The organism is Stenotrophomonas sp. WHRI 8082, assembly GCF_040223995.2.
Classification (GTDB): Bacteria; Pseudomonadota; Gammaproteobacteria; order Xanthomonadales; family Xanthomonadaceae; genus Stenotrophomonas.
Genome location: NZ_CP167826.1, coordinates 2,376,374 through 2,390,041, shown reverse-complemented (window position 1 = coordinate 2,390,041; position 13,668 = coordinate 2,376,374). Strand labels below are relative to the sequence as shown.

At 60.5% G+C, this 13,668-nt stretch carries 13 protein-coding genes; 7 read left to right on the top strand and 6 right to left on the bottom strand.

Translation table 11 applies throughout. From position 1 onward, the window contains the following. The first annotated feature begins 15 nt into the window (after positions 1–15). The 4 genes from ABRP17_RS10435 to ABRP17_RS10420 all read left to right on the top strand — a co-directional run bounded on the left by ABRP17_RS10435 (position 16) and on the right by ABRP17_RS10420 (position 1,503). On the top strand, positions 16–420 hold the full coding sequence (locus tag ABRP17_RS10435; RefSeq protein ID WP_349984711.1) for a hypothetical protein: 405 nt from the start codon (positions 16–18) through the stop codon (positions 418–420). 133 nt (positions 421–553) lie between these two features. Continuing rightward, a complete protein-coding gene (locus ABRP17_RS10430) occupies positions 554–778 on the top strand; it encodes a hypothetical protein (protein WP_349984712.1) in 225 nt (74 codons plus the stop codon). A gap of 142 nt (positions 779–920) precedes the next feature. After that, a complete protein-coding gene (locus ABRP17_RS10425) occupies positions 921–1,151 on the top strand; it encodes a hypothetical protein (RefSeq protein ID WP_349984713.1) in 231 nt (76 codons plus the stop codon). 76 nt (positions 1,152–1,227) lie between these two features. Beyond that, the gene (locus tag ABRP17_RS10420; RefSeq protein WP_349984714.1) at positions 1,228–1,503 is read left to right on the top strand and encodes a hypothetical protein; all 276 of its coding nucleotides are present in this window, start codon (positions 1,228–1,230) and stop codon (positions 1,501–1,503) included. A 147-nt stretch (positions 1,504–1,650) separates the two neighbouring features. Here ABRP17_RS10420 and ABRP17_RS10415 read toward each other — a convergent pair whose 3' ends face one another. The 4 genes from ABRP17_RS10415 to ABRP17_RS10400 form a co-directional block, all read right to left on the bottom strand. Then, entirely contained in the window at positions 1,651–2,598 is a 948-nt protein-coding gene (locus ABRP17_RS10415; protein WP_188325902.1) for an XVIPCD domain-containing protein, read from the bottom strand. 1,075 nt (positions 2,599–3,673) lie between these two features. Next, the gene (locus ABRP17_RS10410) at positions 3,674–4,060 is read right to left on the bottom strand and encodes a hypothetical protein (RefSeq protein ID WP_188325901.1); all 387 of its coding nucleotides are present in this window, start codon (positions 4,058–4,060) and stop codon (positions 3,674–3,676) included. Positions 4,061–4,661: 601 nt separating this feature from the next. Beyond that, complete coding sequence (locus ABRP17_RS10405; protein ID WP_349984715.1) at positions 4,662–5,993, bottom strand: XVIPCD domain-containing protein; 1,332 nt, start codon at positions 5,991–5,993, stop codon at positions 4,662–4,664. Positions 5,994–6,017: 24 nt separating this feature from the next. After that, the gene (locus ABRP17_RS10400; RefSeq protein WP_349984716.1) at positions 6,018–6,881 is read right to left on the bottom strand and encodes a hypothetical protein; all 864 of its coding nucleotides are present in this window, start codon (positions 6,879–6,881) and stop codon (positions 6,018–6,020) included. 247 nt (positions 6,882–7,128) lie between these two features. Here ABRP17_RS10400 and ABRP17_RS10395 point away from each other — a divergent pair, with 247 nt between their 5' ends. After that, complete coding sequence (locus tag ABRP17_RS10395; protein ID WP_188325898.1) at positions 7,129–7,413, top strand: hypothetical protein; 285 nt, start codon at positions 7,129–7,131, stop codon at positions 7,411–7,413. Positions 7,414–7,599: 186 nt separating this feature from the next. Continuing rightward, on the top strand, positions 7,600–8,388 hold the full coding sequence (locus tag ABRP17_RS10390; RefSeq protein WP_349984717.1) for a hypothetical protein: 789 nt from the start codon (positions 7,600–7,602) through the stop codon (positions 8,386–8,388). 103 nt (positions 8,389–8,491) lie between these two features. Here the strand turns inward: ABRP17_RS10390 and ABRP17_RS10385 are convergent, their stop codons facing one another. Both ABRP17_RS10385 and ABRP17_RS10380 read right to left on the bottom strand, forming a co-directional pair. Beyond that, a complete protein-coding gene (locus tag ABRP17_RS10385; RefSeq protein WP_349984718.1) occupies positions 8,492–11,821 on the bottom strand; it encodes an XVIPCD domain-containing protein in 3,330 nt (1,109 codons plus the stop codon). 35 nt (positions 11,822–11,856) lie between these two features. Further along, positions 11,857–12,492 carry a DUF1629 domain-containing protein gene (locus ABRP17_RS10380; RefSeq protein ID WP_349984719.1) on the bottom strand — a complete coding sequence of 212 codons (636 nt, stop codon included), beginning with the start codon at positions 12,490–12,492 and terminating at the stop codon, positions 11,857–11,859. A 773-nt stretch (positions 12,493–13,265) separates the two neighbouring features. On the opposite strand from ABRP17_RS10380, the gene ABRP17_RS10375 reads away from it, so the two are divergent. After that, positions 13,266–13,667: a very short patch repair endonuclease gene (locus ABRP17_RS10375; protein WP_372487005.1), complete on the top strand. Its 402-nt coding sequence runs from the start codon at positions 13,266–13,268 to the stop codon at positions 13,665–13,667. Position 13,668 lies beyond the last annotated feature (1 nt).

Genomic DNA, 13,668 nt, shown 5'->3' with positions numbered 1-13,668 from the left:
TGCGAGGTCCCGCCGTTGACTACCGATCATCCCCTCAGCTCCGCGCGTCTTGCCTCCCTGCTGGGCGAGCATATTCACGACGTGCCGCAGAAGTTCATCGAGACGCTGGAACGCCGTCTGCAGCAGTACGCCACCGAGCATCCCGCCAGTGCGCGACTGACCCACCTGACCCTGGTGCCGTCCCTACCCGCACCGGATGCAGACCCCGCCGCAGAGCTGGAGCGCATAGGCAAAGTCGCCGTGCCGATCCGTGTGATGCAGGCATTGGATGCGGCGCTGGAGATCCTGCACGCCGAGCACATCGCGCGACGCGATGGCGATACCGCAACGCTGCTGGGTGAGCATCTGGTAGATGGACTGCTGGTGGCCGGGCGGGAGCTTATCAAGGCATCCGCAGGACGACAGCTCGATGCCCGCTGAGCGCACGCCTGTGACAAACCCGCTGCCGTTCTCAGGGACTAAAGCGCGCTGACCGGTCGGACGGTATGCAGTCCGCTACAGCCAGCACCTATTTGCCGGAGCTCCCTCCCCCATGATCAGAGGCAACGATCCAATGAGCCGCCTGACTGGCAGTGCGTGGCTGGCCGAGTTTGACCAGACGCTTCAACGGTACTACGCGATCACCTGCGATGAAGCCGGGGCAGACGGCACTGTGCTGCAGCGATACGCTGATCTGCCGGCGGATCAGGCCGCGATGGCATTTGCGGAGGACTACGATCTGGATCTGCTGGATTGGTGGAGTATTGGGCGCGTCATGCGGCGACCGTGCGTGCGGTGATCGGATATCAGCTGCGTATTGGAATGCGGACGTGGCGGTTCCGCCACTGCCTTGGTCATCCCGTCCATTGTTGCGTGCGCGACAAACCCATAATATCGGCTTCTGCAAAGCGCGCGCTCGATATTCCATCAAGGACTGATAGATGACCCCAGCCTCTCCCACCAGCGACAAACTGCTGCTCCTCGTCCTGCTGATCTTTGCGGTGACGAACACAGTTGATTACTTCTTCTACGGCATGCTTCCACATGACCTCGTGACTGCCATCGGGCTGTCTGTTTCGGCCTACGGTATGTGGAGAAAAATCTCACTGGTATCCGCGGTAGGCGCGGTCATGTTGCTGGCCGGCATTGCTTGGAAGTATCTGGAAAGCTAGGCAGGCGCGGTTCTCCCTGCACTCCGCTGAAGCGACCAGTGTCCATGGCTATGCCAAAGTTGAAGGAGCAAGTGAAATGAAAAACGCATCAAAGTCCCGTAGCCAGCTGAGCTATCTGTTGCTGATTGTCGCTGGATTTTTCGTTCTGCTCGGCATCAGCGCTCATGCCGTCTATCTGCCGTTAGCGCTGATGTTGTTCGGCGCGGCCAGCATGCAGGATGCTCGGTGGCAGCTGGGTGTCGTCCTGGCATGCATAGTGATGGGGGCCGTTTGGGGCGGTTATCAGATTGGGAAGGTGCGGGCATTGGCTGATTCAAACGTCACCGTTGAAGGCCCGTCCGTGAGACCGTAAGCACTGCTCGCTTTGGCATCGCTCTTACCTTCACCCAATCCTCCGCACGGCTCAGGGCATGTTCTTCGTTGCCCGTGATGGGCCTCGACGGCCTTGGCTTCACCAACACACAATGCACTCAACAGAAAGTGGGAGAGGTGATCGTGCTCAGCTCATTCGCATTGTCGCTGCATCCCGTGTCACCTGTTCCTGCTGATCTGCTTGCTGGGCCACCTCACGCTGCCGGACATCGTTCGAGATCTGTTCCAGCTTCGCGTAATTATCCTCCGATGACCTTTCTGCGGCTGACGTGGTCAACATGGAAGCTCTTGAGTGAGAAGGGTCGTCAAGTGCACCTTCCACGACGAACATGCGATGACCTGCTGCAGCTTCGGCAGTAGCGGCGCTGAGTACAACGTGGTCCACCCGCTGCATCCCATTCTCTTTGGCCAAGGTCATAAGGCTCGTTGAGATGCGTTCACTGGTTTGATCGAAAGATCGCCCGTGCTGACGATCGATTTCGGAGACCTTGATACGAACTGATTCGAGGATCTGGCGATCATTGGGAGGGAGATCTTCTTCGCTGATGAATCGCTGCAAAAGCGTTCGATCAGGCATCAGATTGTGATCTTCCTTGTTCAACTCACTGCCCGGGAAGGGTGCGCGGATGCTACGAATGAATGACTCATTACTCAATGGCTTGAGCGAACCCTCATAGTCTCTGTCCTGCATGAAGATCACGTTTGTGCGATGAAGCCCAGCGTGGTTCAGAGCACCCCACGTGAAGTCTATGCAGCTGTTGGACGCGCCGTTGTACTGCATGCTGAAACCATGCGAGTCAGGGCTGCTCCCGAACTCATTCAGCTTGTCGTACTGCTCCCTGCTGATCTCCATCGTGCGCTTGTAAAACGGCTTCTGATACTGCTCTGCATCGGTGTCATAGATCTTGCCGGGTCCGGCGATGACGCCATGCTTTATGGGCGCAAAGCCAAAGCTCTTGCGATCTGACTCGTGTGCTATGTCGTAGTAGACATGGCCAGCAGCTGAGGTTCCGCCATCCAAGAGCGGTGTACCGGGAGCCGCCACGTAAACAGAGAGGGTGTACTTGCCGTCCATATGCGCTCCTACTTCGACCTGTGCCTGTAAGCCACCAGCAGCTCTGACCTTACGCCGGAAAGCTCGGCAGATGCCTTGCCAATGCGTACGCTGAGTCTGTATCTGCCTGGCGCGGGGTTCTGTGCCAATGCGAATGAAAGGTATCTCGAGTGGCCGGCGGTGCTGGTATGCCCTTTCTGAGCGATGGATATGTCGTCCACATCATCTCGCCTCACTCCGACCACGCGCCCTTGGGGCCCTACCGGAACAAGTACCGCAGGCGCCTGTCCGCTAGACTCGACGCGTACCAGTGGTACGGCCTGCGTGATCGAGTCCTGAACCCGTAAGAGGCCCACATCGACGTCCAATCCAGCCGCGATGACTCCATCAGACGCCAAGGCCGACTGCGCCGCGCTCGCTGCATTCACGCGGATACCGAGAAACAACGTGCTGGTGGCATCAGGCCCCGGTGGAGGCAGGTTGAACTCGACGACAAGCGGCAGACTCATTTCTACGAGCGGGAGCGGCCGGACAATGGGGACGGTACTTTCATCAGAAGGCGGCGCAACGGCTTGTCCATCGGTATAACCCGGTCTCCCCGCTGCATCCTGAGCCGTCCCATTGCATGCCGCCAGTGCCAGAATTGCGCACAGCGCCGCCATCCCCCGGAGCCACAGCGGTACAGCATTCAACCTGCGCATGGACATAATCTTGCACCGCATCGGAAATATCACCTTCGGTTCCTTCCTAGACCGTCTATCTGCTGGCGTTACAACCTACTTTAGCAAGTAGTTTTGATCCTCGCGTGAGAAGGGAGCGCTGCTCCCCCCGTAGGCCTGATCCAGCCCCTGAACTAAGTGTTCCGACGCCTCCTCAATTCGTAACAGACGTCTATGTCGTTGATGAAAAGAAGGTGGCTACGTACTTCAAGGACCATCTGAAGGAGTTATGCGAACAAGCCATATCGCCCAGCGGCTACAAGCCGATACTGGCCGAGATCTTGATCAGGGGAGCCCCAGCAGGATGATCCGCGGAGGGATCAACAGAGCGCCATTTACGACGCGGCTGGCTATCGTCAAATGGACGCTAATCGGCCTCAGTGGCTGTAGGCCACGACCAGATCTCCATTGATCAACGCCACTTTCACCGTATCCTGCAGCCGCCTTATGGCATGCACGGTCCGAACGGTAGAACCCAAGTCCCCTTCAAGCGCTCCTCGCCCGTCTGGAGAGGCCTCTAGTACGGACAATTGCTGGAGCATGCCCTGCGTATAAGGATCAATCGGTTCTTTCGCATAGCGTGAGCAGCCCAGTTTGTCTGCAAAGGCCTGGTCGATGGGGAGGTAGAGCCAATTTTCTTGAGCGTCGATGTCAAACTCACCCACCGCATGCAGATGGCGAAGCAGCGGACTCCCAGCAAGTATGGTCGGACCGATGATCAGCTGGGAATCGAACAGCGCTTCGGTTTCATCAATGTCATTCATGGATGTCCTTTCCTGTCGCCACTCACAACGAGTCTGCGCTTGTTTTAGCCCAAGTCCTTTCCAATAGGCAATCGGGTCACGCTCCGAATCGGAACAGCGTCGAATCACGCTCGACTCCTCAGAAGCGGCCATGGACCATTTTCCGGCTCCTCATGCGTCTCTATTAGCCAGTGGATACCGAGGAGTCTACTGGGTAACGCGCCGAAGCCCAGCCCGCAGGTCTGTACTCCGCCGTGTGAGTGAAACCGTTGTACAAGCGGGTGCGTGGGTCGCGGGAGCGCAATGGCGAGTAGTTAAGCCCTGCTTGGGGTCGTGTGGGATGGAGAGGTCCGCCAGCGCATCTGTCGTGGCCCCTGCGCTACTTCGCCATTGATCACGTGGCAGCAGGAGCGGACGCGGGAGCTCGGCAGTATGCGGATCTGCCGGGAGACCAAGCGGCGATAGCGTTTGCGCACGACTACGATCTGGAGCGGCTGGACTGGTAGTCGTGGGGATGGGTCTGAAGGGCAGGGGCTCAAGAAAGAGCGCCATGCTGGATTCGCTGGTGAGCGCTGACGCTCTACGCTGAGCGCGGCCCAGCCATACCGTACATACTGATCTGTCACGCCATCCGCATTGCTGGACTTTCACGCATCTGGGCGTCGGCGTCCTGTTGCTGGCTCTGTACCTGCGCCTGGCTCTGCGAACGCTCGGTGCTGGAGAGCGCCAGCTGTTGCAGTGACTGCTCCACCGGGGTCTGCACGGCGACATCGGTGGGCATCGACGCCCGCAGGTGGGCCGGGTCGTTCAGGCTGCCCTGCACGACGAATACAGTGCGACCGGCGCCACTGTCGGCGGTCTGCGCACTCAACACCATATGGTCGACACGTTCCAGGTTGTTCTGCCGTGCCAGCACCATCGCGCTGGCGGTCAGACGATGGCTGTCCTCATCCGTACTGCGCCCCGCCCGCGCGTCGATCGCGGCGACATGGCCGCTGACCTGCTGCAGCAATCCGTAGTCGGCATGTCCGGGGCCGATGTCGGCAAGCCGCGTGGCGCCGCGCTGAGGGTCTGGCAGGCCGTCCACCGCTGCAGTAACCGGGCTGCGAGTGATGGTGCGGTACGGATCCTCTGGATGGAACTGGGTTGCCTTCTGCTGACGCTCCAGGCGCACCTCGCGGGCGTCATTGAGCTCGGCGATGCGGGCGGGATCGTTGATCTCGCGCAGGGAGCTGTGGCCACCACCAGAGGTGACACTGGCCCACTTCCCCTCACCGGGAAAGTACAAAGCATAGGAGCTCAAGCCGCCGATCACATTCGGGTCCACCGAAGCGCGTCCTTCCAGCGCTTGCCCGATCTCGTGCCCGGTGAGCGTCGCGAGGTACTGCCCGCCCTGGACCAAGCCCATCTGGCTGATTGCATCCCGGCTGGTGTCTTTGATGCGCTGTCCGCCCAGGTGATCGTTGTTGAGCATGCTGGTCCAAGTCTGCTCAAGCTGCTGGGGGCCACTTTTCTCAAGCGCCGCCTGAAGCAGGACGCGCGGCGTCCAGCAGTTGGGATCAAGCCGATGATCGACGAAGGCGCGGTCATGCGCCCGCATGACATCAACGCCCGGCAGGTTGAGCGCCAGGTCGGGACGACCTTCGTCAACATGGGTGCGTCGCAGCTCAAGATCCTTCATGAGCAGTGTCTGGCCAAACGCCTCCCATTGCCGTTCGCTGAGTCGCGCATTGGGGAATGGAGTCCCATCGTCATTCTGGGTGCGGGCGTAGTCCTGGGCGTAGCTGTTTGCAACTCGCCCCGGCAGGCTGTCGTTGCGGACGACGCCGAGTGCAAGTGTCCCGTACCCGTCCGCGCCAGGGAGCTGGGAAATATAGTTCCAGTACAGCTCGCGATTACCCTCGCGTGCATAGCTGCCAAGAATCCTGAGATCACGATCAGTCAAGCCACCCATGTCCTGCCCCTCTGGTTGCTTCGATCAAACTGACCGGCTGCGCTTGAGCAGCTCACGGACAGCGTCCTCGATGCGTTTCCAATCCTTAAGAAAGGCGCGTTTGTAATCCATGCTGATCGAGAGCTTGCTTTCCACATCGACGAAGTAGTGGATGCAGCTTGCGGCGGTATCGCCGGGCTCGTTGACCAACTCGTTGCCAACCACGCGAACGCCATCCTCACGGAACGCCTTGCTGTCGCATTTGATGAAACTGGTCAGTTCGCCATCAGTGCCGCGCGACACGTACCAGTCGCCCTCAAAGGCCGGGTTGCGAACCGGCGCCTTACCGTAGGCGGTCTCGTACGTCTTGGCATAGGCGGCCATCTTTGATTCGTCGATGGCGTAGGGGATGAGTCCCATCACCTCAGGTTCCGCCCTGCGCAGATCGAGGCGATCCCGGGGGTCTCCTTCTTCTACGGAGCCGTCTTCGGTGATGGAATCGTTGGAGGAATATCGCTCCAGCATGCGCTCAATGGGCGCCCGATCAACGTAGTTGATGAGCACCGAAATCTCCTTCCGGAAATCATTGGCCCGCGGATTCGCCCGCGCACCTGGAGCCGTCGGCTTCATGTCCGGCCACTCGATCACCAGCGACACGCCTTCGCCCGGCCAAGGGGCGATCTGGCTGTCGAGGTAGTTGGCCGGAATACGGAAGGTATTCGGGCCCAGCTTCACGTCCACGGGAGCATCAGTGTAGGTGTGGCCGTTGATGGTGCGACCGATCTGCGGAGCGTCCGACATGGCGGGATTCCTACTGTTTTCGGTGGACGGCGACTTGGCACAGGCACCCGCGCTCAATGCGATGGCGAGAGAACATGCCAGCAGGCGGCAGGAAGACATCAGGTGCATTCTTGGGCCGATCCATTGCGGGATTGTGGGTGACTATAATCAATTGCCGTGGGGCGCGCGTGACACCGAAGGGTCAGGGGGCGGAGCTGGCAGAAGGGTGCACACCGGGCCGGCACGCGGTAATGTCGGATAAGAGACAGAGGCAGAGGCAGAGGCAGGCCAACGCAATGTCGCATCGTTGCCGCTGCGTCTGCTGCCAACCGATCGCACCGGTTCTACAGCGTCAGTGATTTCAAGGAGGAACATCATGCTGGATACGTCAGACCGTCGTAGCAAACTAAGCCTTGCCCTGCTACTTCTCGGCCTGCTTTTCCTGGTGCTGGCCATCGCCTACCACGTGAGTTTCATTGGCTTCGCACTGATTCTTTTGGGCGCATCCGGCCTGCGTGATACGCGCTGGCAAGTGGGAATCATCCTCGCGTCCCTTGGCATGGCAGCCGCGTGGGGTGGATACCACGTGGGCAAGCATCGGGCGATGGCAGATTCGCATGTCGAGGCTTGCAGGAGCTCAGTGGTCGCTCGCTTGGCATAGAAGCGTGACCGCTTACCGGAATGTTGACGGAGCTGCTTTTATAGTTCGAGCGATAAAGAGCATGGGAATGGCTTCATGAGTGTCAAGGCACCAAGCCGATGCCTCGCCCTAACAATGGCCGCAGCCCTCAGCACTACGGCCTGCGCCAAGGCCCCCACCACTGAGAGGGGTGAAAGGGAAGCTGCCATGTCAGAGAGCACTGCCGAAAGCCGCGCCTTGAATGGTTATACGTATACGACCGAGCCCGTGGAGGCACGCATCGGCCCACACCGGTTCGCTTTTCCTGCGAACTACTACGATGACCAGATCGGCCCTGCCATCGGCGGCGGCGTTGGACTAACCCTCATGTGGCCAGGCCTGCAGGCGGCCCCACCGGGCACGCGCCCTACCCGCTCCATGGCTGATCACTACCGCGCGATCAGCGTCTCGATCGACTACGTGGACAAGGTTCCGATATCTGAGCTGCTGCAGCGCATGGCCAGTACCGAGGCGACTACCGAAGACGGCGCGATCGAACGTACAAACCCCCGCCGGCGGCTGGATCTACGGACTCCCGGCACTCCGCAGTTCGGCCTCATCCCGTATGCCATTGATGAAACGAGAATGGAAGCCTACGCCCAGGCGTACTCGAAACAACGTGGCGAAGCGCTAGCGCGGAATCCGCGGACGGAGAAGGAGTGGTATGTCGCCCGCTCCGGAGATGATGAGCTGACCACGTTCATTCGGTGCGACCAACCGCTGAACGGTCTGAACGGGCTGGTCATTGAGGGGGAACGGCTGGTTCCCGACGATGCACCGGAGGTCGCCAGCTGTACGCACGACGTGGTCGATATTCCTGACAGTCTTTCCATGACGATCCGCTACCCGCGTGTGCTGCTCAAGGACTGGAGGGCTATCGAGGATGCGGTGCGAGCGACGATGGCTCGCTACAGAATTCGGACCGTGGCCACCGTGAACTCTAGTGGCACTATCTGACTCAGCAAGACAGCAGAGACGGCCATGTGGTGGTGCCGACAGGCGTCGGGTGCTACGACAACCAGTCGCTCCGCTTCCCCGTGCGACGTAAGCCTCTGCTGATTCAGCGCATTCCCATTGAACGCGCCTGTGCGTCTTGTTGCTGAACTTGGTCGAGCTGCACCTGCTCCTGCTGCCGCTCCAAAGTAGCCTGCGCATGCTTATGGCTTACTACTTCGAACTGCTCCAGAGACTGCCCAACCGGCGTCTGCGCCGCCTGTTCGGTCGGGATCGAGGCACGCAGATGCGCCGGGTTGTCCGGCTCACCTTGCACAACAAAGAGGTTCTTCCCCGCGCGTGATTCAGGCGTCGCCTGGCTCAGCAGTACGTGGTCCACCCGATCAAGCCCGCTGTCCTTTGCCAGAACAAGCAGGCTGGCACTCATCCGCTCGCTCGTTTCGTCGAACTCGCGCCCGTGCTTGGCATCCAAGGCAGCCACGCCGTCGCGCACCTGCTGGTAGAGCGCGTGGTCTGGATGATCAGGCTGCAGCGGTCCTGAGTGGCGAGGTGGCGTCTGCGCCTCATCGGCAATGGGAGTGGCTGTCGTCGACGTCGCCGCGGAATGCACCGGCTGCTGTTCGGTCTCACTCTCATGCTGCGTCGGCACCCGAGGCACTTGCTGGGCACTCGCGGCAGGCAGTGGATGCGAAGCGGGCTCAGTTACTGAAGCCTCAGCGGGGAGCTGGTGCAACGGCGGCGCGTGCTGCGCGGAGGCCGCGATGATCGACGCATCGGGGCTGGGCTCAGGGGCAAGCGGTGGCCGCTGCTGCACGCTGTCCTTCCGTTCCTGCGGAGCCTGCTGCGGATGCGCGGCAGTGGGTTGGACCTCAGCGGCTTGGTACGCTGTAACGGTGGATGCAGGCGACGCCTCTGCCTGCTGCGACCTATGCGATTCGCGTTGGTTCGCCTCGTCCGTCGCCTTGGCGCTCTCACGGGGATCGGATCCCGTGCGCGACTCCTCGCGCTGCACGCGTGGCGAAGTCTGCTGAAGGCGCTCTGGTTCTGCGGGCGGAACGGTAACGGGCGCTGCAGCCATGGCCACCGCGGCGACAGGCTGAATCGTCTGCGGTTGTATGGAAGGTGCCGGCACCGCATCCCGCTGCCGCGCCACATCAAGGGCGGCCTGCGGCGCTTGGGCTTCGTCCTGCAGCGGTGCGTGCACGCTGACTGCGGCGAAGCTGGCGACCTGCTGCGCCTCCTGCGTAGAGACGCCTTGGCGGTTGGCCTCACGCAGCGCTTGTTGGTAGGCCTCGCGCTCGTCAGGCGACAACGCGGCGATGCGTAGTTCGGGTGAATCCGGAATGGGTGCCTGCACTGCCTGCTGTGCACGGACCTCGCCGAGCGCCTGGCGCAGCTCGTCGCTCCCGGTAGTGGCCACTTGGCGGGCTACGCCGTCCTGCCCGGTCTGATAGTGCGCGATAGGGCTGTCATACCCGAACTGGCCGCCCTCGTTGCGCTGCAACTGCTGGAGCGACGGACCGCTGATGCCGCTTGCCTCACGGGTACGCTGCACAGCCAGCTCGATCGCCTGCTGGGTTTCGGGGTTTACGTAAAGATCTACACCGGCACTGCGGTAACGGTGCACCAGCTCATTCTGTTCAATCTGCGCGGGTGACGGCGCAGGCCGGGACTGGATGGCCGCCAGCTCATCCTGCCACTGCTCCAGCGACGGCTGGCGCATCTGGTTGGTGAGTTCAAGTTCGGCGGCGAGATTGCCGCTGGCCGGCCCTCCCGCACCCTGCCACTGCCCAGCGTCGCTACGCTGATAGCGGTGCCCATCCGATCCAAGGACTGCATCGGGGGTGGCCCTCACCGACTGGACAGCCGCAGGAATGGCGACGCCGTAGTGCTGTGCGCGTTGGGCTGCATGACTTGCCAGGTAGGTCGCCGCGACTGCCTCCTGACCTGTCGCGATGTTGGATTCGATGCGCGCCAGCGACTGCTGGTTGAGCTGCTGGGCACGCTCTGGCGTCGCGACCTGGGTTTCGTAGATACCACGGTCATTGGCGCCGGACAGCCCCGTCTTGACCTGGCGTTCCCACGCTTGGTTATCTGGATTGCGGTGCCAGTCTGCATTGTCCAACCCGCGCTGGTCGCTGGGCTGGGCGGGAATGCGGAAAGGATCCTGGGGCGTTGGGGTCTTGGCCAGCGCCAGCTCCACCGCCTTGGCACTGGCCATGGCGCCCAGCTCCTGGGACTTCTCGTAGCTGGCCGCTATGCCCTGCTCAACCGGGTTACTCCGGCCATCCGGTGTGCGATCGATCGCCGCCTGCCGTTCCCAGTTTCGGCCGTTGAACTGCCAGTCCACACCAGCCTTGTCGGTCTGGTGGTAGATGGCGCGGTTGTCTAGTAGATCCGCGCCTTTATCGAAGGCCTTGCTCAGCAGCAAGGCATCCGCAGCAACCACGGCAGCCGGCACGAAGCCGCTGCCGCCAAGGGCCATGGCCGTGGAGGCACCACCGGCCCAGCCGCCTACATTGCGGGCGATGGCATGATTGAGTTCGGATTGAGCTGCGGTGGCGTTGCCCTGTTCAAGCAGCTCGGCGGATCGACGTGCAGTGAACACGGCATCGGCGCCTGTTGCGAGCAGTCCGCCGGAGCGGACGAGCGTGCGGGCCGAGGCCTCGCCCATCAGGAGATCGAGGGAGGCGGCGCCTTGCTGGCCGCGGGGGACGCGGATGCGGTAAGCAGCCTCCTCACCCAGTACCTTTTCAACAGTGTGGATGCTCTGCGTGGAAAGGACGACGCGGCCGTCGTGGTGTGCGTTGGCGATGGCGAGGGATAGGCCGCTGCGCTGGAGCTCAATGTTGCCGCCGCGCGTAGGTGGGCGGCTGTCCACGTGGATCTGGTTGAGCGTGGTGACGATGCGCGACTCTGAGTTGGCAACTGCGCCCCAGCCATGGTCTACGCCGGTAAAGCCTTTCAGGGCTTCTATTTGTTGGGCGTGCGCCTGGTGGTACGCCGGGATATCGTCAAAGAAGCGCCGGACCCTCTGGCTCGTTACTGCAGCAGTCTCGCCGACCGGCGTGTTCGTGTTGAGATCGCCGTTGATCAGGCCAACTTTGATCGTGTCGCGCAATTGCTCCACACGTTTGGCTACGCGATCCATCGCGGCTGAATCACCTTCCAGCATAGCCTGCCCGTCACGAGAAGCCTCGATACGGGTCAAACGCTGCAGGATCCCATCTTGATACGCACGAAGAGGGCCACCACTGTGCGGCGTGACGCCTAATGCCTGCGCGAACTCGGGGCTAGCGGGTAAGAACAGCTTGCTCTCGGCAGCGTGGATGTCGAACTTCCCAGACTGCTGGAGCTTGGAAAGCAACACGCTGCTTTTCAGCGTCTGCTGCTCGATGGTGTGATGATCCTGGAAATGCGTTCGATAGTTCTGCACGAGTCAGGCTCCTTCCTCTCATTCGCCAGCGTGAACTAGCAATTCACGGCGTCGTAGAACCACAGCCCATTCGAGTTTCTCGATGTAACAATCCCGGCCTGCTCAACAGCATTCTTGAAGAGCCGATCGCAGAAGACTCCACCGTGGAACTTGAGCCTAAACACGTGGGAAGAGCCCAACACCTCGGGCTTGAACGCCAACCGTACGTCGCCCGTAAGCCCGTAAAACTTGCCATCTTCGAACTCGTCGCTGACCTCTACATTGAGCTGCGACGCCTCTTCGTCCAGGGCATCCAGCGTGCGGATCACATCACAGAGAAAAAATGGAGGTCCCTTCGAACCGTCCGCAAGACGATAGTCGGTCTCTACGAAGGCAAAAGCACCTGCATCTACGGTTTCCATTACGTGGCGAAGTCGCTCGGACACCAACCAGTAGCCACTCACTCCACCCTCAAGATCCTCAGGCAACACGCCCTCGCGGGGGTTGTATACCAGCCGCGGCTTCTCGCGGAGCGGAGGGAAGCCTCCTGCCTTAGGACGCAGGACGATCCTTGGTGGTGTTAGCAGCGCCTGTTCATTCGTAAAAACGACGCCATGGCCTTTGCCGCCTCGACCGTCATCAGGCCGCAGCTGGAAGAACTCGCCTTTCCTTGGTTGATTGATGTTTTCCATGCAATGCGTCCTGTCCAGATGGAGGGCGGGCTCTACGTGGTTGACAGGTTAACCCGTGCACCGGTGGCGAGCCAATCGATTGGCGCCTCGATCGATCCGGTTCTGTCAATGTCGCTTGCCTCACTATTCAATTCAGGGCAGAGCTCACTTAGTGGGCACACCGCGCCCTAGCCAAGTCTCAGGATCTGGGACGGCGAGCATCCATTCTAAGCGGACCTTTGGGAGAACCACTGATGGTACTGATTGATCGCGATTGGTTGCAGGACTTTAACGAAGCAATGCTACGGCTCTATGCCATCGACCAGGCGGACGCTGGGATAGATGTGAAGGAGCTTGGGTGGTACTGCGCTCTCCCCGGCTACGGAGGCTGCGCCGGCTTAAGGGGAGGACTTTGATTTGTCTAGGGTGGATACGTTTTGGCCACAGCCGGGGCTACGGAAGACTAGCTAGCAAGCATTTGTATCGTCTATCTTTTTTGTAAGTCCTAGTTTCGCCGCGAAAATCATCCGTTCTCAGCAGGAAGCGCAGGAAGCTGATGATCTGCTCTTCGGATAAGCGTTTCTTCACACCCAATCTCCCCGTCATTGAGGATTGAACTCCAAACCGGCTTGCCTCTCAATCTCGGCGCGGGGGAACGTCGCATGGATCGACGCAACGGCCAGGGCATGCTGTTAGCGATTATGCGCCTCCCTTCACGCCCTCAGTTGGATACTTCAATCATCGCAATATAGGAGGCTAGGAGGCGACTGGTGGCCGATACATTGACGAAAACAATGCGTAGCGAGCGCATGTCTCTAATCAAGGGGAGCAACACCAAGCCAGAAATGGCTGTGAGGCGCGGCCTTCACAAGTTGGGATTCAGATTCCGACTTCACGCGCGAAACTTGTCAGGAAGACCTGACATTGTGCTTCCAAAATACCGGGCAGTCATTTTCGTCCATGGGTGCTTTTGGCACGCACATCGCTGTCAGCAAGGGCGCATCCCTGGAACGAATGCTGCGTTTTGGAAAGAGAAGTTCCTGAGCAACAGAAGGCGGGACGTGCGTGTAGCCCGAGCGCTCCGGAAAGATGGCTGGAGGGTTTTCAAGATCTGGGAGTGTCAACTGAGAACTCCCGCGCTTCGGGAGAAGTCCATCGCCAAGGTGGCGCGCCTACTGCGCGCCACTCCGCGATGAC